The sequence below is a fragment of the Streptomyces sp. NPDC050439 genome, assembly GCF_040655335.1.
In the GTDB taxonomy this organism is placed as follows: Bacteria; Actinomycetota; Actinomycetes; order Streptomycetales; family Streptomycetaceae; genus Streptomyces.
The window spans coordinates 59,573-80,833 of record NZ_JBFAJT010000016.1; the positions used below are offsets into that span (position 1 = coordinate 59,573).

Below are 21,261 nucleotides of genomic sequence, written 5' to 3' on the forward strand. Positions count from 1 at the left end.
TCGTGACCGCGGCTGCTCCGCCCACCGATGTCGTGGTGGTGGGGGCCGGTCCCGTCGGACTGCTGCTGGCAAGTGAGCTGGCGCGCAGGGGAGTTGAGGTGGTGGTGCTGGAGCGGCGTGACGCTCCCACCACTGCCTCCCGCGCCTCCACCCTGCATGCCCGCACCATGGAGATCTTCGACAGCCGCGGCCTGCTGCCGCACTTCGGCTCGCCGCCGGGCGAAGTGCGCGGCCACTTCGGCGGCATACCGATGGACCTGACGCTGCCCAGCTCCCACCCCGGACAGTGGAAGGTGCCCCAGACAGCCACCGAGGCGGTCCTGCAGCGGGAGGCGTGCGCCCTCGGCGCCGTCCTCCGCCGGGGCACCGAGGTCGTCGAGGTCGTCGAGGACACCGGCCGGGTGCGGGTGCGGGCGGTGGGCCCCGGAGGCGACGTCGTGATCCCCGCTTCCTACGTGGTGGCCTGCGACGGCGAGGACAGCACGGTCCGGCGGCTGGTGGGAGCCGACTTCCCCGGCCATGACGCGGTCCGCGAACTGCTGCGGGCCGACGTGGCCGGCATCGACGTGCGCAACCGCCGCTTCGAGCGGCTCGACGACGGACTGGCCATAGCCGCACGCCGCGCGGACGGCGTGACCCGCGTGATGGTGCACGCCTTCGGCGCCCGGGTACGCGAACGCCAGGACGAGACCTCCTTCGAGGAGATCACCGCGGCCTGGAAGCAGGTCACCGGCGAGGACATCTCGAGCGGCACCCCGCTGTGGGTGAACTCCTTCGGGGACGCCTCCCGCCAGCTGACCCGATACCGGCACGGCCGGGTGCTGTTTGCCGGAGACGCCGCGCACCGGCAGATGCCCATCGGCGGGCAAGCCCTCAACCTCGGCCTTCAGGACGCCTTCAACCTCGGCTGGAAGCTCGCCGCGGTGATACGGGGCGAGAACACCGGCGAACTCCTGGACAGCTACCACGACGAGCGGCACGCGGTGGGGGCCGGAGTGCTGTCCAACATCCGCTCCCAGGCGCTCCTGCTGCTCGGCGGCCCCGAGGTCGAGTCGCTGCGGTCGGTGCTTGCCGAGCTGATGGGCCACGAGGAAGTGCGGGCCCGCCTGGCAGGCATGATCAGCGGACTGGACATCCGCTACGACATGGGAGGCGGCGCACACCCGCTGCCGGGGACCCGGCTGCCGCCGTCGACGCTGCGGGTCGGCCCGGATGCCGTCACCACCGCGGCCCTGCTGCGCGGCGGCGGGGGAGTGCTGCTCGACCTGACCGGCCGCCGCGGCGGCGTTGCGCGGCACGCGGGGTGGCAAGACCGCATCACGGTCGTGCGCGGCCAAGCCGAACGCGGCAGCGCACCGGACCTGCCGGCCGACGCGGTCCTGGTCCGCCCCGACGGCTACGTGGCCTGGGCGGGCGAAGGCGAGCGGGGGTTGACCGAGGCGTTGACCCGCTGGTTCGGCCCGTCCGCCGACACGGCCACGGGCCAGTTCCGCGCCGGGGCGTTCCACCACAAGTTTCGCCCATCACCAGGAGGGATCTCTCATCATGGCAGCGACAGGGGTCGATGCTGACGTCATCGTCATCGGTGCAGGACCGACCGGGCTGATGCTCGCCGGTGAACTGCGCCTGGGCGGGGCGCGCGTCATCGTAGTGGAGAAACTCGCCCAGCCCACCGGCCAGTCCCGTGGCCTTGGTTTCACTGCCCGCGCCATGGAGGTGTTCGACGCGCGCGGGCTGCTGCCCGGCTTCGGCCAGGGTGACACCGTCGAGGTCAGCCCCATGGGCCACTTCGGCGGGACCGTGTTCGACTTCACCGCGCTGCCCGACGCCCACTTCGGTGCGCGCGGCATCCCGCAGAGCATCACCGAGAAGGTTCTGGAGGACTGGGCGGGCGGGCTGGGCGCCGACATCCGGCGCGGGTGGGAGTTCGTCTCCCTGGACGAGGGATACCTCGACGGCGACAGCGTGCACCTCACGGTGCGCGACGCGCGGGGCCAGGAGCAACGCCTGCACGCCCACTGGCTGGTGGGCTGCGACGGAGGCTCCAGCCGGGTGCGGGCCGCGGCCGGGTTCGCCTTCCCGGGGCGCGACGCCACCCGCGGCATGTACCTGGCCGACATCACCGGCGTCGAGCTGCGCCCCCGCCCGCTGGGCGAACGCACCGCCCACGGCATGGTGATGTCGGCCCCCCTGAGCGAGGGCGTGGACCGCATCATCGTCTGCCCCGACGGCACGCCCGCCCACGAGCGCGAGACCACCGTCACCTTCGAGGAGGTGGCACGCGCCTGGCAGCACATCACCGGAGAGGACATCTCGGGCGGCGGCGCGGACTGGGTGAGCTCCTTCACCGACGCCACCCGCCAGGCCGAGCAGTACCGGCGCGGCCGGGTCTTCCTGGCCGGCGACGCCGCCCACATCCATCTGCCCGCAGGCGGCCAGGGCCTGAGCAGCGGCGTGCAGGACGCCTTCAACCTCGGCTGGAAGCTCGCCGCGGTGATACGGGGCGACAACAGCCACGAACTCCTGGACAGTTACCACGACGAACGGCACGCGGCCGGTCTGCGTCTGCTGATGAACACCCGCGCCCAGGGCACCGTCTATCTCGGCGGCGCCGAGTCCGAGCCGCTGCGCGAGATCTTCGGCGAACTGATTCAGTACGACGACGTCAAGCGCCACCTGGCCGGCATGGTCAGCCACGTCGACATCCGCTACGACCTCGGCGGGGACGACAGCCACCCGCTGACCGGCCGCCGACTGCCGCCGAGGCAGTTCAGCCGTGCCGAGGGCACCGTCCGCATCGCTCAGCTGCTGCACTCCGGCCGCGGAGTGCTGCTGGACCTGGCCGATGACGCGGACCTTCGCCGGGAGGCATCCGCCTGGCAGGGCGGGGTGTCCGTGGCGACGGTGACGGCGCGATCGGCCGACCAGGACGTCCTGGCGGGCGCCACCGCCGTGCTCGTGCGCCCCGACGGTTACGTGGCCTGGGCGGGCAGCCCGGCCGACGACGGCGCCCCGAAGGGACTGCGGGCCGCGCTCGAGCGGTGGTTCGGGCCGGCCGACGAACCGGGAACCGACAGCCGGACGCCCGTCTGACGACACCACGAAGCGGCCCCGGAGCCATGGGCTCCGGGGCCGCTTCGTGCGGAACGCCCTGCCGGGTCAGACCGCGATGGCCTCCACGACGGACACCGCCGCGGCGGTCTCCACCACGCGCTCCATCTTGAAGCCGGCCCGGGCGACCAGGTCGGCGTACTGCGAGGCGGTGCGCTCCTTGCCGCCGACCAGGAGCATGAGCCACATGTCGACCAGCTTGCCGGAGTGCGGGTCGTTGCCGGTCTCCGGCGGCACCATCTCGATCAGCAGCAGTTTGCCGCCGGGCTTCATGGCCGCCCGTACGTTGCCCAGGATCTGCAGTACCTGCTCCTCGGGCCAGTCGTGCACGATGTGCTTGAGGACGTAGGCGTCCCCGCCTTCCACCACCGGGGCGAACATGTCGGCGGCGACGGTCTTGCAGCGCCCGTCCACGCCCTGCGCGGCCAGGAACTCGGCCGCCCCGTTCCCCTCGACCCGGGGGTCGGAGAGAACCCCGGATATGTGGGGCGCCTGCTGCAGGATCCCGGCGATCAGGCTGCCGCGGCCGCCGCAGAAGTCCACCACGGTGTCGAAACCGGAGAAGTCGTAGGCCGCGAGGATCGGCCACGTCTCGGTCTCCGACATGGCGCCCATGCCCTTCATGAACACCTCGCCGTACTCGGCGTTCTTCGTCAGGTATTCAAAGGCCCCCATGCCGCGCAGCTTGGGCAGGCTCGGCTCCCCGGTGACGACGGCTTCCAGGAGATGAGCCCAGTCCTCCCAGTGGATCGGATGCCCCATCAGAAGGGCGATGTCCCGCATGGACATCGGGTGGTCGGCACGCAGCGCGTCAGCCATCGGGGTGAGCGCGTACGCGCCGTCCGGCTGCTGCTCGAAGATCTGGTGGGCGGCCAGCAGGCGCAGCAGCCGTGCCACCGCGTCCTCGTTCGCCTCCACCCGCTCGGCGATCTGCGCCGGCCGCAGCGGCCCGTCGGCCAGCGTCCCGGCGATGTCGAGCTTGGCGGCGACGTAGATCGACTGGGTGACCATCGACCCCATCACCACCTCCAGCAGGGCGAACGGAGGCGGCGCCAGGTCCCGGGAGGCGCGCTGCAGGTCCGCCCGGCTCTTCTCCACGGCTCGGACAACCGGCGGGGGTGGAAACGCGGGCATGTGAATACCTCCGGTGTGATCTCTCGAAAGGGGATGTCCAGCTGAGGTCCGGCCGGCACGCCCGCACGTGGCGGGCGCCGGCCGGGCGTCGTCATCGATGACTGCCGACGAATTCCTTGACCGAGGCGATGACGTAGTCGAGCATCTCGTCGGTCAGGCCGGGGTAGACCCCGACCCAGAAGGTCTGCTCGGTGATCAAGTCGCTGTTCCTGAGGTCGCCGACCACCCGGTGCGGACGCCCCGCCCAGGCCGGCTGGCGGGTCAGGTTTCCCGCGAACAGCTGGCGCGTGCCGATCTGCCGGTTCTCCAGGAAGTTCACCAGCGCCGCCCGGTCGAACGGTGCCTTCGGATCGACGGTGATGACGAAGCCGAACCAGCTCGGCTCGCTGCGCGGGGTCGGCTCGGGCAGCCACAGGAACGGCACGCCGTCCAGGCCCTCGCGGAGCCGCTGCCAGTTGTGCCTGCGGGCAGCCACGAAACTGTCCAGCTTCTCCAGCTGGGACAGTCCGAGCCCGGCCTGCAGATCGGTCGTCTTCAGGTTGTAACCGATGTGGGAGAACGTGTACTTGTGGTCGTAGCCGTGGGGCAGATTGCCCATCTTGTGGGCGAACCGCTTGAGACAGGTGTTGGTCTCGCCCGGCTCGCACCAGCAGTCACGGCCCCAGTCGCGCAGCGACTCCACGGCGCGGGCAACCTTCAGGTCCGACGTCACGACGATGCCGCCCTCACCCATCGTCAGATGGTGGGCGGGGTAGAAGCTGACCGTCGCCAGATCACCGAAGGTGCCCGTCAGGCGTCCGTCGTACGTGGCCCCCACCGCGTCGCAGTTGTCCTCGACGAAGGCCAGGCCGTGCTCCTTGGCCAGGTCGGCGATCTCGCCGACCTCGAACGGGTTGCCCAGCGCGTGCGCGATCATGATCGCCCTGGTCTTGGGGCCGATCGCCGCCGCGACCCGCTCCGCGGTGGTGTTGTAGATCGGGAGCTCGACGTCCACGAAGACGGGAACGAGCCCGTTCTGCACGATCGGGTTCACCGTGGTGGGGAAGCCCGCCGCGACCGTGATCACCTCGTCGCCCGGCTGCAGCGCACGGTCACCGCGCACGTGCGAGGTCAGTGCGGTCAGCGCCAGCAGGTTGGCGGACGAACCGGAGTTGGTCAGGTGCGCCTTGCGCCGCCCGAGCATCCTGGCGAAGCGGGACTCGAACTCGCGCGAGCGCGCTCCGGTGGCGATCCGCAAGTCGAGTGCGGCCTCCACCAGGGCGGCCCGGTCGTCGGCGTCGATCACCGCGCCGGACGGCCAGATCTCGGTGACGCCGGGGATGAAGCCGGTGTCGGCCTGCTGGTCGGCGTGGTACTTGCGGACCTCGTCGAGAACCAGGGCCTTGCGCTCGCTCATATGGGGCCTCCGCCGCCAGTGGTGTCGGATGCCTCGGCGGTGGTGCGGCTGCTGTCCACCGACTTCCACCACCCGGGGTTGTCCCTGTACCAGGCGACGGTGTCCGCCAGTCCCTGGTCGAACGCGACCCGCGGGCCGTAACCCAGCCGCTCGCGGATCTTGCTGTCGTCGAGCGCGTAGCGCAGGTCGTGGCCCTTGCGGTCGGCGACATGCCGGATCATCGAGCGGTCCGCTCCGCACAACTCCAGGAGCCGTTCGGTGAGTTCCAGGTTGGTGTGTCCCGTGCCGCCGCCGATGTTGTAGACCTCTCCCGCCCCGCCGGAGGTGAGTACCGCCTGGATCGCCCGGCAGTGGTCGTCCACGTGCAGCCACTCGCGTACGTTGAGCCCGTCGCCGTAGAGCGGAAGGGGCTTGCCCTCCATCAGGTTCGTCACGAAAAGCGGGATCAGCTTCTCGGGGAACTGGTAGGGCCCGAAGTTGTTGGTGCAGCGGGTGATGGATACGTCAAGGCCGTGGGTGCGCCAGTACGCGCGGGCGATCAGGTCGGAACTCGCCTTGGACGCCGCATAAGGCGAGTTGGGCATCAGCGGGGCGTCCTCGGTCCACGAACCGTCGGTGGTGGAGCCGTACACCTCGTCCGTCGAGACGTGAACGAACCGGGGTATGCCGCGGCGCAGGCACGCCTCCAAGAGGTTCTGCGTGCCGTTCACATTGGTCCGTACGAACTCCGCCGCGGAGTGCACCGAGCGGTCCACATGTGATTCCGCGGCGAAATGCACCACCGCGTCGTGGCCCGGCAACAGGTCGAGAAGCAAGGGGAGATCACAGATATCGCCCCGTACGAAGTCCAACCGGGGATGGCCGGTCGGCAGGTTGTCCCTGCGGCCGGCGTAGCTCAGGACGTCGAGCACGGTGACGTGGGCCTGTTCGTAACCGGGATATTCACCGGCGAGCAGTGCTCGTACGTAATGCGAGCCGATGAATCCGGCACCGCCCGTTACCAGGAGTTTCATCAGGCAACGACCTCGATCCGCGGGCGGGCACCGATGCCGTGGGCGGGCCCGTCGGCGATCGGGCCCCCCGACCCGCCTGACAACACCAGAGCTTTCACTTTCTCTCCTTGGGGTTCCGACGGGTTTTGGCGGCCGCCGCCGATGTGCACCATCGGCGACAAGCTATCGGCAGTGCGCCACGAGGTCTCGTGTACCGGTAGGGATTCGCTGGAGAAACTGCGGAGCCGGTCCGCCGATGGGCAGTTACGGAGTTCAACCGCGGTGTTTCCGAGGTTGAACACCCGTGTTCCGCGGGCTCCGTGGACGGGGCCGGGACGACTGCCGCGCCATCACCGCCTGGACAATCATCGGCATCACTTACAAAACTGAACTACGTTCGGAAATCCGAGAGGGAATTGGCGAGAGGGCGCAGAGGGCCTCGACTCGGAAATATTTCATGGTCGACAAGGAGTGTGGGGGAACATGCAGGTAAGAGTTCTGGGCGCGCTGGAAGCCGAAATAAACGGACAGTCCATCGTGCCGACCGCCAGAAAGCCGCGGCAGGTACTCGCCTTTCTGGCTCTGTATCCCGGCCGGGTGGTGCCGGTGCCCACCTTGATGGAAGAGCTCTGGGGGACCGACCTGCCGCAGAGTTCGCAGACCACACTGCAGACCTACATCCTGCAGCTCCGCCGCCTGATCGCCAAGGCGCTGGGCCCCGAGCACTCCGAGAGCGTCAAGGAGATCCTGGCCACGCGCTACGACGGCTACATGCTGAACATCCCCGCCGCCGCTGTCGACGTCCACACCTACGAGCGGCTGATCGCGGAGGGCCGCCAGGCCTTCGACCGCGGCGAGGACCAACGCGCGTCCCACTGCCTGAGCAAGGCACTTGGCATGTGGGAGGGGGCCGCACTCGTCGACGTGCACGCGGGACCGATCCTGCAGATCGAGGTGATGCGGCTGGAGGAGAGTCGTCTTGTCGCCCGTGAGAGGCGCATCGACGCCGAACTGCGGCTGGGCCGGCATGTCGAACTGATCGCCGAACTGGCCGACCTGATCGCACGTCACCCGCGCAACGAAGGGCTGCACTCGCAGGCGATGGTGGCCCTCTACCGGTCGGGCCGGCAGGCCTCCGCGCTCGACGTCTACCGCCGGCTGCGGCACCGGCTGATCACCGAGCTCGGCGTGGAGCCATCGCCGCAACTGCAGCGCATGCACCAGGCGATGCTCGCGGTGGACCCCCGGCTCGACGTCATCGCCGGACCGCGCCGGTCCTCGACCTTCGACCTGTACGCGGCGTGAGCCCCGTCCGGCCCGGCTGAGCGGCCGGTCGAGCCCGCCCGCGCGGGAGCGAAGTGCCGGTGTGCGGTTCGACCGTCGCTCCAGCGACGCTGCGGCTCCGGTCGAGACCGCGCCGTGAGAATCGAAGGCATTCGGTCGCCGACAGAGGCCGAGACGACTCAAAAGGGGGCAGCGCCCGTGGAAGACGTTGTGAGAGAAACCACAGCCCCGCAGGTGCCGTCCGGGCGGGACCAGCGGATCGCCGATCGCACCCGCGGCGAGAGCTGGAAGAAGCCGCCGCGCCGCATCGAGACCTCCGAGTGCATCACGTGCGACACCTGCCTGCGCAGCTGCCCGGCGGAGTTCGGGGCCATCTTCGACATCGGTCTCGATGTCGTGATCATCCCTGAGCTGTGCTCGGGCTGCCCGTCGTGCGTCCTGGAGTGCCCCGTCGACTGCATCTACGTCGACGAGGACTGGACGCCGACCGAGGAATCCGTGTGGAACCACATTGAACTCACCACCGAAGGTGCCTGATGTCCGCTCCTGTCGAGCGTGGCGAGTCCCGCCGCGCAGCCAACGCCCGCAAGCGGATCAGCCGACGCCCGAGCAGGCTCGGCAACCCCGCGGGCACCACCGCAGCTCCCGACCACGTGCGGCCCTCCGACGCGGGCTTCCCCGGCCTGCTCACACGCGCCTGGCACCGGGCCGAACAGGCCGGTGACCTGCGCGCCGCAGTAGAGATCCTGCTGACGCTCGACGGACATGTCCCGGCCGACGTCCAGCTGCGTGCGATGAGCCGGAGCGACGAGGCCGCCCTCAAGGCGCTCTTCGGCCTGACCTGGCGCGAGCAGGACCAGCAGGGCGCCCCCGGTCCCGCCGCCGCGCTCGACCCCGCCTCGCTCGACGACGAGGACGTATCCGATGACGAAGGGGACGAGGAACTGACCTTCCTCGGCGAGATAGGCCTGAGCACCAGCGGCCGCATCGTGCTGCGTGGCCCCTCCCAGCCGCCCCTGGACCGCGACCGCCTGGCCGGGGGCATCCTGCGCGTGCCCTGGTCGCGACGAGACCTGCACGGCTACCGGCAGGAACTTGTCCGTGCCGCCGCCCGCCGGGCCGAGTCCGTGGCCGACTGCCGGCTGTGGCTGGCAGGTCAGGGCGCCAAGGGCCGCGACGAACTGCTGGAGCTGGCCAAGGAAGCCGCACAGCGCACCGCGCCGTTCGTGCTGTACCAGGAGGACAACCAGTACACGAACTTCCGCGACCAGAACACGCTCACCGGCAAGACCCTGTGGCCCGGACACCCCGACTGCACCCTCAGCAGCCTGCACGGGGTGCCGCTCGAGCTGTGGTCCGACAGCGACGTGCAGCTCGTCGTCTGCCTCTCCCTGCTGATCGCCTCCTCCGGCTTCGGCCGGGTGGAAGAGGCGAACGGCACCCAGATCACCACCGACCACATCGCGTTCATGCTCGAACGCATCCGCAGCGGCTACAACGAGGTCCTGCCCGCTCCCGGTATCGCGCCCGCCGCCTCGCACGGCGCGGCCGAACTCACCGCCCTGGCCGAGGACTTGCGCGAGCGACGGCCCGAGGTCGGCCGCGGCGCCCAGCTCTACCGCGAAATCCACGGCGCGCTGATGCACAAGATCGAACGTATCGCCGGGCCCGTCGCCGCACCCGCCCTCGAGGCGGAGGCGGCGATCTGCGCGGACCTGCGAGCCCGGCTGCCGCTGACCGGCACCACGTTGGCCGAACTCGGCCAGGAGGTCATCAGCGACCCGGCCTGGCTGGCCGCGCCGCACGGCGACAACGGCACCGGCCTGGAGTCGCTGGTGCATCACGCGGTCGGCGCCGTCGGCTCCGCGCTGCGCGCCGACTTCGCCATGAGCCGCGGCATACGTTCCCTGCCCGCGCTGATCGCCGCGATGCGGGACCAGCAGTGGGAGCGGATCTGCGCGTGGGACCTCACCCACTACTTCTGCTGTGTCGTCCCCCTGCCGGACGCGAGCCGGCACTTCGGGGGCTCTGTGAGCGCCGTCGCCGACACCGCCTGGGCCATGTCCTCGCGCATGCAGTACAACTCCTGGCACTTCGTGCCCGGGAACCTGCCCCGCGCCCGCGCGGTCGTCGACCGCGACCACTTCGTTCCCCCCACCATCCCCGACATCTCCCTCTACTCCGACCAGCACCACCACGGGCACGTCAACAACAAGGTCCGCTTCTCCATCCGGTCCCCGCAGTCGGTCGGCGTCGACGGGAAAGTCTTCAACGGATTCATCGACCTGCGGCTGCTGCGCTGCGAGGGCCCGCCCTTCACCGAGCAGGACCTGCTGGCGGCGCACCGCGTCTCCGGCTTCGTCGCCACGGCCACCGGCGCGGCGGCCGAACTGGCCGCGGCGGGAGAGCACTTCGAGGTCACCGCGTTCGACTCGCCCTGGCACTGGAAGCAGGTCACCGGCAACGAGCCCGGCACCGCCGGGACCGGACCCCGCACGGGACAGCCGGGGCGGGCCCATCGTGCGCCCTGACCCCGGCCACCCGATCGCCGCCACCCGCCGACGGTGGCTGGCCTCCGGGCGCACGGTGACCGAACACGTGCAGGCCACCCTGACCGCCATCGCCGAGCAGGACGCGCTGGGCGCCTTCGTGGCCGTCGCGGGCGACGAGGCCCTGGCCGCCGCGGAGAAGGCCGACATCCGTATCCGGGAGATGGGGGCCGAGGCGTGGCGGGACATGCCGCTGCTCGGCGTCACCGTCTCGGTGAAGGATCTGCTGCAGACGCGGGATCTGCCCACCCGGCGGGGCTCCCTGCTGCGCAACAACCGTGCCCCCCGCGACGCGCCCGCCGTGGCACGGCTGCGGGCCGCGGGCGCGGTGATCGTGGGCAAGACCACGACGTCCGAGTACGGCTGGAGCGCCTCCACCGTCAGCCGCGTCAGCCCCTCCACCCGTAACCCCTACGATCCCGCCCTGACCGCGGGCGGTTCCACCGGCGGCGGCGCGGCAGCCGTCGCCACCGGCCTGTGCCAGGTGTCCCTGGGCACCGACGGGGCGGGCTCCATCCGCATACCGGCCGCGTTCTGCGGTGTCGTCGGCTACAAACCCAGCTACGGGCGGTTGCCGTACTCGCCCAACAGCATCGACCGACTCGCCCACCAGGGGCCCTTGACGCGGACCGTCGCCGACGCCGCCCTGATCGCCCAGGTGGCCTCGGGACCGCACACCGACGACCCGGACTCGGCACTGGTCTCCCTGGACCGCGCCCGCGACCGCCGCAGGCTGCGCGTGGGCTGGATCCACCACGACGTCACCAGCGCGCAGATCGCCGAGGTCACCGAACAAGCCCGCCGGGCGCTGACCGGCCTGGGGCACCAGGTCGAATCCATCCCGCCGCCCTACGACGATCCCTACCCGGCGCTGATCGACATCCTCGCCGCGGCGGAGGCCGCCGACACCCTGCCCTGGGCCGAGGAGTGGTGCGACCCGGGCCGTCTGGAAATCGTCCGGTACGGGCGCACGCTGAGCGGTGAGACCGTCATGCGCGCCGAGGGCGTCCGCCAGACGCTGCGGGCCAGGCTGCGCGCCGTCATGGAGCGCTACGACCTGCTGGCCATGGCCACCGTGCCCATCGAACCCCTGCGAGCCGACACCATCGCGCCCGACCGGGCCGCCGACCCACGCGACCTGCAGTGGCTGTCGTGGGCGCCGGCGGCCTACCCGTTCAACATGACCGGGCAGCCCGCGGTGTCCCTGCCCGCGGGGCTGACACGCTCCGGCCTGCCGGCCGGCGTGCAACTGGTCGGCCCGGTCGGCGCCGACGCACTCGTTCTGGCCGCCGCCCAACAGCTGGAGGCCGAACTGGGCGGGCCGCCGCGCCCGCCCGAGCCCACCTCCGCACTATCCGCCCCTGGCGAAAGGACGCCCTGAACCATGCGCATCCGGTCCTGGACCTCCCTGTCCGAGCAGGGCAGTGTCGGGCGTCCCTCCTTCGTCGCCGATCACGGCCTGTGGGACGACGCCCGGCTTGCCGCCGCCGAACGCATCGAAGCCGAGCTGGCACAGGTCGACCTGGTCCGTCTGGTCTTCGGCGACCCTCATGGCCTGGCCCGCTCCAAGACGCTCACCGCCGACGCCTTCCGCGCCGTGCTGCGCAACGGCATGAACTTCAGCCCCGGCCCATTCCTCTTCGACACCGGCCACGCGGTCGCCGTGGACTTCCTGGGCGGCGACCCCGGCATCGGCGTCGAGGAGATCAACGGCGCGGGCAACTTCATCGCCGTGCCCGACCCCCTCACCTTCCAGATTCTTCCCGACCGTGCGCCGCGCACCGCGTGGGTCATCGCGGACGAGTACCTGCGGGACGGCACACCGCACCCGCTGTCCTCCCGCAACGTGCTGCGCCGTGTCCTCGAGCGGTACGGCGACCGCGGCCTGGCCCCCGCGATCGGCCTGGAGGTCGAGTGGTACCTCACCCGTCGTCTCGACGACGAACCGGGCAACGCGGGCAACGGTTTCGGCCTGCAGGGCCAGGCACCCCGGGTCACCGCCGTCAACGCCGGCTACCAGTTCAACCTCGACGCCCACTACGACACCGTCGCCCCCCTGACGGACCCGCTGGCCCTGCGTCTGCTGGAACTCGGCCTGCCGCTGCGTTCCATGGAGCACGAGTCGGGCCCCGGCCAGGTCGAGACCACCTTCAGCCCCATGGCCGCCATGGACGCCGCCGACGCGATGCTGCTGTTCCGCACCGTCACCAAGCAGTTCTGCGCCCGGCGCGGCCACCACGCGTCCTTCATGGCCCAGCCCGCCATCGAGAGCGCGGACCCCAGCGGCTGGCATTTGAACCAGTCCGTCGTCGAACTCGCCACGGGCCGCAACCTGTTCGAGGCCGAAGGGCCCTCGGGCAGCATGTCCCCCGACGGGAAGGCGTACGCGGACGGGCTGCTGGACTGGGCACGCGACCTGTTCGTGCTGTCGGTTCCCACCGTCAACGGCTATCGCCGCCTTGCCGCCCAGCACACCCTGGCCCCCACCCGCATCGGCTGGCAGGTGGAGGACCGCAGCGCGATGCTGCGGGTGGTCGGCACCGGAGCCGGCGCGCACATCGAGAACCGCGTGGGCGAACCGTGCGCCAACCCGTACCTGAACCTCGCCGCTCAGCTCTTCGCCGGTTTCGACGGTCTGGCCTCCGGCGCCCCCGCCGGGGCCCCGCTGCCCGGCGACCACCTGGTGCCGCAGTCGCTGCGCGACTCCCTGGACGCCTTCCGCGCCGGTCGTGCCGGTCAACTGCTCGGTGAACCCCTCAAGGCGTGCCTGACCAAGCTCAAGGAGAGCGAACTGAACCGCTACGAGGCCTGGAGCGCGCAGCACCCGCCCCAGCCCGGCCAGGTGACGCAGTGGGAGCAGCGCGAGTACTTCGGCGCCTACTGACCGCGGCCTCGCCCGCGACGACGCCGCCCCGACCAACCCACGGACGAAAGCAGTGCCATGATTCCTCGTTACACGCTGCCCGAAATGGCAGAGCTGTTCTCCGACCAGAACCGCTATGCGACCTGGGTCCGGGTGGAGATCCTCGCTTCCGAGGCGCAGATGCGGCTCGGTGTCGTCCCCGAGGAAGCCGTCGAGGACATGCGCCGTGCGAGCGTGCCGTTGCCGACGCGCGTCGCGGAGATCGAGAAGGAACGTGACCACGAGGTCCTGTCGTTCCTGTCCGCCTACTGCGAGAACATCCCCGAGTCCTCCGCCGTGTGGGTCCACCTCGGCATGACCAGCTACGACCTGGTCGACACCGCACTGGGTCATACGCTGGGCAAGGCGGCCGACCTGCTGCTCGAGTCGGCCCGCCGGCTGCGCCGGGTCCTGGTCGGGCGCGCCCTGGAGCACTGGGACACGGTCATGGTCGGGCGCACCCACGGCGTGCACGCCGAACCCACCACCTTCGGGCACAAACTCGCCGGTCACGCCTTCGCCGTGGACCGCTCGATGACCCGCCTGGCCGCCGCGCGCGAGGCGGTGGCCGTCGGCACCATCTCCGGTTCCGTGGGCACGTACGCCCTCATCGATCCTTTCGTCGAGGCCCACGTCTGCGAGTCCCTGGGGCTCGGCATCGAACCCGCCCCCAGCCAGGTCGTGGCCCGCGACCGGCACGCACAGCTCGTGCAGGCCGTCGCGACGCTGGGCGCGTGCGTCGAGCAGATCGCCCTGGAGATGCGGCTGTTGCAGCGCACCGAGGTCCGCGAGGTCGAGGAGCGGCGCAGCAGCGCCTACCAGGGGTCGAGCGCCATGCCCCACAAGCGCAACCCGACCACCAGCGAGCGGCTGTGCGGTCTGTCGCGGCTGCTGCGCGGCTACGCCACCGCCGCCCTGGAAGACGTGGCGCTGTGGCACGAACGCGATCTGGCCCACCAGTCCGTCGAGCGCGTCATCTTGCCCGACGCGCTGTCCGTCGCCCACTTCCAGGCTGAGGCCGCCGCCGACCTCATCACCCACCTACAGGTCAACACCGAGCGCATGCGTGCGCACATCGACCAGACCGACGGGCTCGTCTACAGCTCCTCGGTCCTGGCCGAACTCCTCGGCCGGGGCATCCCGCGGGAGCAGGCCTACCGCGACGTGCAGGCAGCCGCCAACCGTACGGCCACCACCGGCGAGCACTTCGCCGACTCGCTCGCGGCGACCGGCATCACCTTGCGGGACCTCACACCGCAGCGTTTCCTGACCCACCACGACGTGATCCGCAACCGATTGGAGGACCTCAGTGTCCTGGACGACTGACCGCACCCGTGGCGAGGACCTGGACCTGGACCAGGTGCTCGCCGTCTACCGTGACTCCGGTCTGGGCGAGCGGCGGCCCGTGGACGACCGGCAGCGCATGGCGGAGATGGTGCGTCACGCGAACCTCGTCGTCGTCGCGCGTGACGAGGAGGGCACACTGATCGGCATCGCTCGCAGCGTCTCGGACTTCTCCTACGTCACCTACCTGTCGGACATCGCCGTTGTCCGCTCGCACCAGGGCTCGGGCGTCGGCCGCGCGCTCATCGACGCCACGCGCAAAGAGGCGCCCGCCGCCAAGATCGTGCTGCTGTCCGCACCGGCCGCCAAGGACTACTACCCCCACATCGGCTTCACGGCGCACAACTCCGCGTGGGTCCTCAACCCCTGACACCCCCGAGGGGCCGCGCTGCGGCGGAGGGAGCAACGCGCTCCCTCCGCCTTCAGCCGTGTCAGGCCGCGCCGCCCCCCGCATCGCCGGCCGGCAGGGAGAGCGCGCGGTCCACCAGGGCCGCGGCCACCCCGGTGTAGGCGGCCGGGTCGAGCAGCTCGGTCAGTTCCTCGCGGGTGAACAGGCCCCGCACCTGCGGAAGTTTGGCCAGCACGTCGGCAAGCGGACGGCCGTCCGCGGCCGCCAGCGTCGAGGCGTCGCTCAGCACTCGCTTGGCCGCCGCCTTGCCCAGCACGGGGGACAGCACCGCCGAGGCCCGCTCGGAGACGAGCTGCCCGCCGGTCGCCGCGGTGTTCGCGCGCATCCGCTCCGGGTGCACCGACAGACCCTGGACCAGCTCGACCGCGGCGTGTGCCGCGCCGCCGGTCAGCCGCAGGCACTCCCGCAGCGGCTGCCACTCGGCGTGCCACATTCCCGCCGACCGTTCGTCCTCGGTGGACAGGCACTGCATCAGCACCGAGGCCAGCGCGGGCACTTGCACGGCCGCCGAACGGATGAGTGTGGCCAGCACCGGGTTGCGTTTGTGCGGCATCGCCGACGAGGCGCCCCGGCCCGCCACGGACGGCTCGGCCACCTCACCGACCTCGGTGCGGGTCAGCACCAGTACGTCCGCGGCGATCTTGCCGAGTGCCCCGGCGGTGTGCGCCAGCGCCCCCGCCAGGTCGGCGACCGGGGTACGCAGCGCATGCCAGGGCAGTGCCGGGGCGCTCAGCCCCGTCTCCTCGGCGTACAGCGCGGTCAGCTTCAGCATGCTGTCGGCGTCGGCACCCTCACCCGCGTAACTCAGATAGCCCGCCAACGTACCGGCCGCGCCACCCAGCGACACCGGAAGCCCCGTCTCGGCAAGACGCCCCAGGCGTCCGGCCGAATCCCCCACCAACTGCCGCCAGCCGGCCGCCTTCAGGCCGAAGGTGGTCGGCACCGCGTGCAGGCCAAGCGTGCGCCCGGCCATCACCGTCTGCCGGTGCGCCCCCGCCAGCTCGGCCAGCGCCGCGCTCACGGCGTCCAGGTCCGCCCGGATCAGCCGCAGCGCCCGCGCGGCCACCAGCATGGCGCCGGTGTCGAAGACGTCCTGGCTGGTGGAGCCTCGGTGCACGTACTCCGCGGCGGCCCGGGACCTCTCGCTCACCACCGCCGAGAACGCCTTGACCAGACCCACCACGGGATTGGCCGTCTCGCGCGCGGCAAGCGCCAGCGCCCGCACATCCAGATTCCGTGCGCGGGCCGCGTCCGTGATGAGGGCCGCCGCGTCGGCGGGCGCCATGCCGCACCGCGCCTGGGCCCGCACCAGCGCGGCCTCCGCGTCCAGCATGGCCTGCAGCCAGGCACCGTCGCCGACGGCGGCCTCCACCGGCGTGCCCACCCGCGCCGGGGACAGCAGCCCGGCGTCCAGGTACGCGGGCAGCGTGCCGCTCCCGTCCTCGTGTGTCCCGCTCATGCCGAGGCCTCTTCCCTCATGTCGTCGTCCACGGTGAGCCGTGGCTGGGGCAGCTCAAGGACCGCTGCGGCGATGGCATCGGAGTCCTCCAGCGTCACGGAGCCCACCCCCGGGCGTATTCCGGCAGCGGTCACCCAGTGCACCGCCTCGGTGGGCACCCCATGGGCGAAGCGCCGGGGGTGGGGCACCCCGTAGGCGTCCAGCACGCGGTAGGGGCGAACGGTGACCGCCAGGCCGCCGGTCTCGTAGTCGTCCCCGTCGGCCGCCGGGATCCGGTACGGACGGCACTGCCCGGTGGCCAGCAGGTGGCGCATCAGCGGGTCGGCGGTGCGCCGCAGGTCGATCTGCGGCAGCCGGGCCTCGATCAGGGCGGTGGCACGGACGCGGGAATCGGGGACGTCGTGCGAGGTCCCGATGAAGCAGGGGCCCCCGGCATCGTCCTCCCGCGTGCTCACGTCCATCCCCGGACCGATCGCCGTCAATACGCCCGCGTCGATCAGCGCGGCCATCTCCTCCGTACGGGAGACGGGCGGACCGATCGACAGGTAGGCGTTCAGAGGCGTGTACCACCGGTCCAGCTCGTCGCGGTACGAGGCACCGTCCAGTCCGCCGTGGTCGACGGCGAGCCGCAGCTCGTTGCGCAGATCCCGCAGCACGTCGAGCGCCGCCTTGTACGGGCCGCTGACATTGCCTTCGCGGGCCAGTGCCACGTCCCGGTCGAGGTAGGAGCGCAACCAGCGGCGGAAGGACGCCACATCACGCAGGTCGTCCGCGTCGTAGGGGCGCGAGATCCGTTCCCAGTCCCAGCGTTCGTGCGACTCGACGCCGGAGCGCCGCAGCAGGGACTCCTCGGCCGCGCCGTCCTTCGTGCGCAGGTAGCGGTCGGCGAACTCGGCGGCACGGGAGGGGCCGTGACGCCCGGCGATCAGCGTCTCGTAGTAGACGCACTGCACCTCCTTGGCGATCAGCGGCCACAGGTCGGTGCCGAAGCGGACGGCAGAGGGAGCGGAGCCGCGGTCCTTGAGACCGGCGATGTACGTGGCCGTCAGCAGCCGGGGCAGGTAACGCCCGTGGGCACCCTTCTCGTTCTCGCCCCGCGCCTGGTAGGGCACCCCGCGCCGCGAACCCGCGTACAGCCTGGGCTCGCGGCCCGACGGCCGGTAGACCAGACGGCCCTCGACCCGTTCGAAGACACCGCCGCGGGCCCGGGTGAAGAGCGCCATGTAGTCGAAGAAGTTCAGACCAAGGCCCCGCAGGAGCACGCTCTGGCCCGGGGCGATGCGGGAAAGGTCCACATCCGCCGGGTTGGCCGGTGCGATGTAGGTCAGGCCGCCCCGGCGGGCGAAGTCCCGCAGCCGACTCTCGGCGTCGTCGGCGGCCGTCGGCACGTGGCCCTGTGCGAGCACCACCGCCGACAGGCCGGTCAGCTCGGTGCCGTCCTCCAGGACCACCGTCTGCGGCCCGAAGGAATCGCCGTAGGGGCCGCCGTCGTCCAGCCGCACCGCCCGGGACCGGTGCACCCGCACCTCCACGTGATCGGCGGCGCTCTCGGCGACGTGCGCGAACGCCCAGGTCAGGTACTGGCCGTAGAGGGCACGGGTGGGGTAGGTGTCCGGCCCCAAGGCCCGGGCCTCCGCGAGCACTTCCGCACTCGGCACGTCCGGCCCGGCGACGGGAGTGCCGGCGAGGGCTCCTCGCGCGGCGAGGTCCCTGGCCCACTGGAAGAGGCTCGGGCCCTCCTCCAGCGGTCCTTCGATGGTGACGCTGGCGTCCGTGAACACGGTCACCTGGGAGGCGACGGTGTTCATCAACAGGTGCCGGGACTGCGAAGGGCGCCACACGTGGCCCGATCCGGGCGGCCCGGGATCGACGACGTGAATGGTCACCTGGCCGTAGCGGGGGGACTTGCGTTCCTGCGCACAGAGCCGTTCCAGTACGGACAGCCCCCGGGGTCCGGCGCCGACAAGGCACACTTCGATACGTCCGCTGCTCACAAGGACACTCCGCTCGCAGACGGGGACGGCCGGCCCGCGGCGCGGCTGCCTCCCCGAGGATCATGGGTTCCGGGCCGAACCAGGCTGCAGCCCTCGTCGCTGACGGCCGAGGGCCTGGGGCCGTCCACCGGTGTCCGGTGCGCGGGCCTGACAACCATCGCGCCTCCTTCTCCGCAAGGGTCGGCCGTGCCGCTCAACGGCAACTCGGCTCTCGCTAGGGCCCGCCTGGGCCGGTGGTCAGCCGCGGTCATCAGAGTCGAAGACGGTCTGTGAGCATCGTTGGAGCTCCGCTCGAGGCGACGGCCGACGGGCGCGCGGGAGCCGCGTGCGTCGGCGCGGTGGGCTCGCGGGCGAGGGGCGACGAGCGGGAGTCAGCGCTGCGTCAGTGCCGCGTCAGCCCGCGTTGGAAGTGTCCTCGTCGACCTCACCGGCCCATGGACGGGCCGTCCCGACCACGCCCGCCAATGACGAGGAGTCGCGGTGAGAAGGAATCAGGTCATGCCCGTGCCTGTGCCTGTGCGCAGGCGAACGGGATGCGACGCCGGCCCGGACACGAGTTCCGCTTTCACCACGGGCCTTGACGCCGGTGCCGCCGTCAAGAGCGACACCAGCTCCGACAGCCTGCTCGCCCTGCGCGACACCATGCTGCACGGGGGGCCGGTGGTGAGGGTGCGGCTGTCCGACGTAAAGGTCTGCGAGACCCCCAGGACCGGCGGGGTCGACGGAAAGTGGGCGCTGACCCTCGCGGAGCTGGAGACGGAGCTGCCGCCGATCGTGGTGCACCGGGACACCATGACCGTGATCGACGGACTGCACCGGCTGCGCGCGGCGCAACTGCGGGGCCGGGAGCACATCGCGGCCCGCTTCTTCGAGGGCTCCGCCCAGGACGCGGTACTGCTGGCGGTGGCGATGAACATCGTCCAGGGACGTCCGCTGTCGCAGACCGACCGCACCGCCGCCGTCGAGCGGATCGTCACGATGCATCCCTACTGGTCGGACCGGGCCATCGCGGTCATCGCGGGGCTCTCGGCGAAGAAGGTCTCCGAGATCAGGCGGCGCCTGGTCGACCCGGCGCGCGGTGAGCGGCGCATCGGCCTCGACGGCCGGCTGCGGCCGCTGAACACGGTGCGCGGCCGGGAACTCGCGGGGGAGTTGCTACGGGCCGATCCCACCGCCTCGCTGCGCGCGGTGGCACGCAAGGCGGGCATATCTCCGGTTACCGTCGCCGACGTGCGCAAGCGGATGTCGCGTGGCGACGACCCCGTCACACCACGCCAGCGCGGCCGGGCCGCACAGCGCGGCCCGCGGGGCGAACGGCCCGCGCCCGAGCAGAACACCGAGACCAAATCGCCGGGTGAGCTGTTCACGATCTTCGAGTCGCTGCGCAGGGACCCCTCGCTGCGGCTGACAGAGGCCGGCCGCAACGTTCTGCGCATGCTGGAGGCCTGCTCGCTCATGGCCCGGGAACGGCAGCAGATCATCTCCAGCCTGCCCCCGCACTGCACCGGGCAGATGGCCGCCCTCATCAGCGGCTACTCCGAACTGTGGCGGATGTTCGCCGACGAACTGCGGGCCTACGAGGAACAGCAGGAGAACGCCGGTGCCGCCGAGCTCGGCAGCTTCGGGGCGGGTGCCTAGCGCGCCGGGCGCGAGGACCGGCTCACGGCACGGGCAGGGAGGGCACTTCGGTGCCGGTGAGCCGGGTGATCCGGTCGACCAGGACCTGCTGCTCCTGGAAGAGCTGGTCGACGCGGCGCTGCAACGCGGCGACCTCGTCGCGCAGGAGGCGCACGCCCATCTCCTCCTCGGGCCGCACACCCACCCCCACGTGGGGCCGCGCGCCCGCCGCCGACGCGACCGGCTCCGGTGCGCCGTCCCTGACCAGGTCGGGGTGGGAGTGATACAAGATCGCCTCCCGGCACCGGCGCAGCGAAGGCCCCGGCTCCACCCCCAGGTCGCGGATCAGCCGACGGTGCACCCGCTCGTACGCGCCCAGCGCCTCGGCCCGCCGCCCACACCGGTACAAGGAGATCATCAGCAGTTCGCAGAAGCGCTCGCGCAGCGGATGGCTGGCCGTCAGGCCTTCCAACTCACCGGCGACGCGCTCGTACTGCCCGGCGCGCAATGACGCGTCGTACAGCAGCTCCAGCGCCGCCATGCGGGCCTCTTCCAGGATCGAGGCCTCCGACGAGCAGATGGGGCCGCGCTCACTGCCCTCGAACGCGCGGCCACGCCACAGGGACAGCGCCGAACGCAGCAGCTGCACCGACCGGCCCGGATCACCTGCGGTCAGTTCCTGTGCCCCGGCGACCAGTTGGTGGAAGCGATGGGCGTCGGTGGATGTGTCGTCGGCCCGCAGCACGTACCCCGTCGGCCGCGTCGACAGCCGTCCGTCGCGGGCGTCCGTGCCGCTCGCGTCCCGCAGCAGCCGACGCAGCCGGGTCACGTGGGCCTGCAGGGCGTTGGCCGCGTGAGCCGGAGGGTTGTCGCCCCACAGCTCGTCGACCAGCCGGCCCGCGGGCAGCTCCTTGCCGCTGCTCACCACCAAGGCGCCGAGCAGCGCGCGCTGCTTGACGCCGGAGGGCACGATCCGCAGGTCGGCCCGGTCGTCGTAGATCTGCACGGAACCAAGGATCCGAAACTCCATCTCGACCTTCCTCCGGGAGCTCGGACGGGTTGGCGGTGGA

16 protein-coding genes are annotated in these 21,261 nt (G+C 71.4%); 10 read left to right on the plus strand and 6 right to left on the minus strand.

Annotated elements, in window-relative coordinates:
• Positions 1 to 2 precede the first annotated feature (2 nt).
• Both AB0I66_RS42040 and AB0I66_RS42045 read left to right on the plus strand, forming a co-directional pair.
• A complete protein-coding gene (locus AB0I66_RS42040) occupies positions 3 to 1,571 on the plus strand; it encodes an FAD-dependent oxidoreductase (RefSeq protein WP_363213379.1) in 1,569 nt (522 codons plus the stop codon).
• Complete coding sequence (locus AB0I66_RS42045) at positions 1,546 to 3,093, plus strand: FAD-dependent monooxygenase (protein ID WP_363213380.1); 1,548 nt, start codon at positions 1,546 to 1,548, stop codon at positions 3,091 to 3,093. The genes AB0I66_RS42040 and AB0I66_RS42045 overlap by 26 nt, the downstream gene beginning before the upstream one ends.
• Positions 3,094 to 3,159: 66 nt before the next feature.
• Here AB0I66_RS42045 and AB0I66_RS42050 read toward each other — a convergent pair whose 3' ends face one another.
• The 3 genes from AB0I66_RS42050 to rfbB all read right to left on the minus strand — a co-directional run bounded on the left by AB0I66_RS42050 (position 3,160) and on the right by rfbB (position 6,654).
• Positions 3,160 to 4,245, minus strand: a complete 1,086-nt coding sequence (locus AB0I66_RS42050; protein ID WP_363213381.1) for a methyltransferase — start codon at positions 4,243 to 4,245, stop codon at positions 3,160 to 3,162.
• A gap of 91 nt (positions 4,246 to 4,336) precedes the next feature.
• A complete protein-coding gene (gene rfbH, locus AB0I66_RS42055; protein ID WP_363213382.1) occupies positions 4,337 to 5,641 on the minus strand; it encodes a lipopolysaccharide biosynthesis protein RfbH in 1,305 nt (434 codons plus the stop codon).
• Positions 5,638 to 6,654, minus strand: coding sequence for a dTDP-glucose 4,6-dehydratase (gene rfbB / locus AB0I66_RS42060; protein WP_363213383.1), 1,017 nt, complete (start codon positions 6,652 to 6,654; stop codon positions 5,638 to 5,640). Before rfbB ends, rfbH begins: the two co-directional genes overlap by 4 nt.
• 462 nt (positions 6,655 to 7,116) lie before the next feature.
• Here rfbB and AB0I66_RS42065 point away from each other — a divergent pair, with 462 nt between their 5' ends.
• The 7 genes from AB0I66_RS42065 (at position 7,117) to AB0I66_RS42095 (ending at position 15,082) form a co-directional block, all read left to right on the plus strand.
• A complete protein-coding gene (locus tag AB0I66_RS42065) occupies positions 7,117 to 7,938 on the plus strand; it encodes an AfsR/SARP family transcriptional regulator (RefSeq protein ID WP_363213384.1) in 822 nt (273 codons plus the stop codon).
• A gap of 189 nt (positions 7,939 to 8,127) precedes the next feature.
• Positions 8,128 to 8,454 (plus strand): 4Fe-4S dicluster domain-containing protein, encoded by a 327-nt coding sequence (locus AB0I66_RS42070; RefSeq protein WP_363213385.1) that lies wholly within the window; start codon positions 8,128 to 8,130, stop codon positions 8,452 to 8,454.
• Positions 8,454 to 10,448, plus strand: coding sequence for a hypothetical protein (locus tag AB0I66_RS42075; protein ID WP_363213386.1), 1,995 nt, complete (start codon positions 8,454 to 8,456; stop codon positions 10,446 to 10,448). The genes AB0I66_RS42070 and AB0I66_RS42075 overlap by 1 nt, the downstream gene beginning before the upstream one ends.
• The gene (locus AB0I66_RS42080) at positions 10,438 to 11,847 is read left to right on the plus strand and encodes an amidase family protein (protein ID WP_363213387.1); all 1,410 of its coding nucleotides are present in this window, start codon (positions 10,438 to 10,440) and stop codon (positions 11,845 to 11,847) included. The genes AB0I66_RS42075 and AB0I66_RS42080 overlap by 11 nt, the downstream gene beginning before the upstream one ends.
• Before the next feature lie 3 nt (positions 11,848 to 11,850).
• Positions 11,851 to 13,350, plus strand: a complete 1,500-nt coding sequence (locus tag AB0I66_RS42085; protein WP_363213388.1) for a glutamine synthetase family protein — start codon at positions 11,851 to 11,853, stop codon at positions 13,348 to 13,350.
• Positions 13,351 to 13,407: 57 nt separating this feature from the next.
• A complete protein-coding gene (gene purB, locus AB0I66_RS42090) occupies positions 13,408 to 14,694 on the plus strand; it encodes an adenylosuccinate lyase (RefSeq protein WP_363213389.1) in 1,287 nt (428 codons plus the stop codon).
• Positions 14,678 to 15,082, plus strand: coding sequence for a GNAT family N-acetyltransferase (locus tag AB0I66_RS42095; protein WP_363213390.1), 405 nt, complete (start codon positions 14,678 to 14,680; stop codon positions 15,080 to 15,082). Before purB ends, AB0I66_RS42095 begins: the two co-directional genes overlap by 17 nt.
• A 61-nt stretch (positions 15,083 to 15,143) precedes the next feature.
• Here AB0I66_RS42095 and pcaB read toward each other — a convergent pair whose 3' ends face one another.
• The gene (gene pcaB, locus AB0I66_RS42100; protein ID WP_363213391.1) at positions 15,144 to 16,580 is read right to left on the minus strand and encodes a 3-carboxy-cis,cis-muconate cycloisomerase; all 1,437 of its coding nucleotides are present in this window, start codon (positions 16,578 to 16,580) and stop codon (positions 15,144 to 15,146) included.
• The gene (locus AB0I66_RS42105) at positions 16,577 to 18,574 is read right to left on the minus strand and encodes an FAD/NAD(P)-binding protein (protein WP_363213392.1); all 1,998 of its coding nucleotides are present in this window, start codon (positions 18,572 to 18,574) and stop codon (positions 16,577 to 16,579) included. The genes pcaB and AB0I66_RS42105 overlap by 4 nt, the downstream gene beginning before the upstream one ends.
• A gap of 498 nt (positions 18,575 to 19,072) precedes the next feature.
• Here AB0I66_RS42105 and AB0I66_RS42110 point away from each other — a divergent pair, with 498 nt between their 5' ends.
• Positions 19,073 to 20,212, plus strand: coding sequence for a ParB N-terminal domain-containing protein (locus AB0I66_RS42110; RefSeq protein ID WP_363213393.1), 1,140 nt, complete (start codon positions 19,073 to 19,075; stop codon positions 20,210 to 20,212).
• Between the two features lie 22 nt (positions 20,213 to 20,234).
• Here the strand turns inward: AB0I66_RS42110 and AB0I66_RS42115 are convergent, their stop codons facing one another.
• Positions 20,235 to 21,221 carry a BTAD domain-containing putative transcriptional regulator gene (locus tag AB0I66_RS42115; RefSeq protein WP_363213394.1) on the minus strand — a complete coding sequence of 329 codons (987 nt, stop codon included), beginning with the start codon at positions 21,219 to 21,221 and terminating at the stop codon, positions 20,235 to 20,237.
• Positions 21,222 to 21,261: the final 40 nt, after the last annotated feature.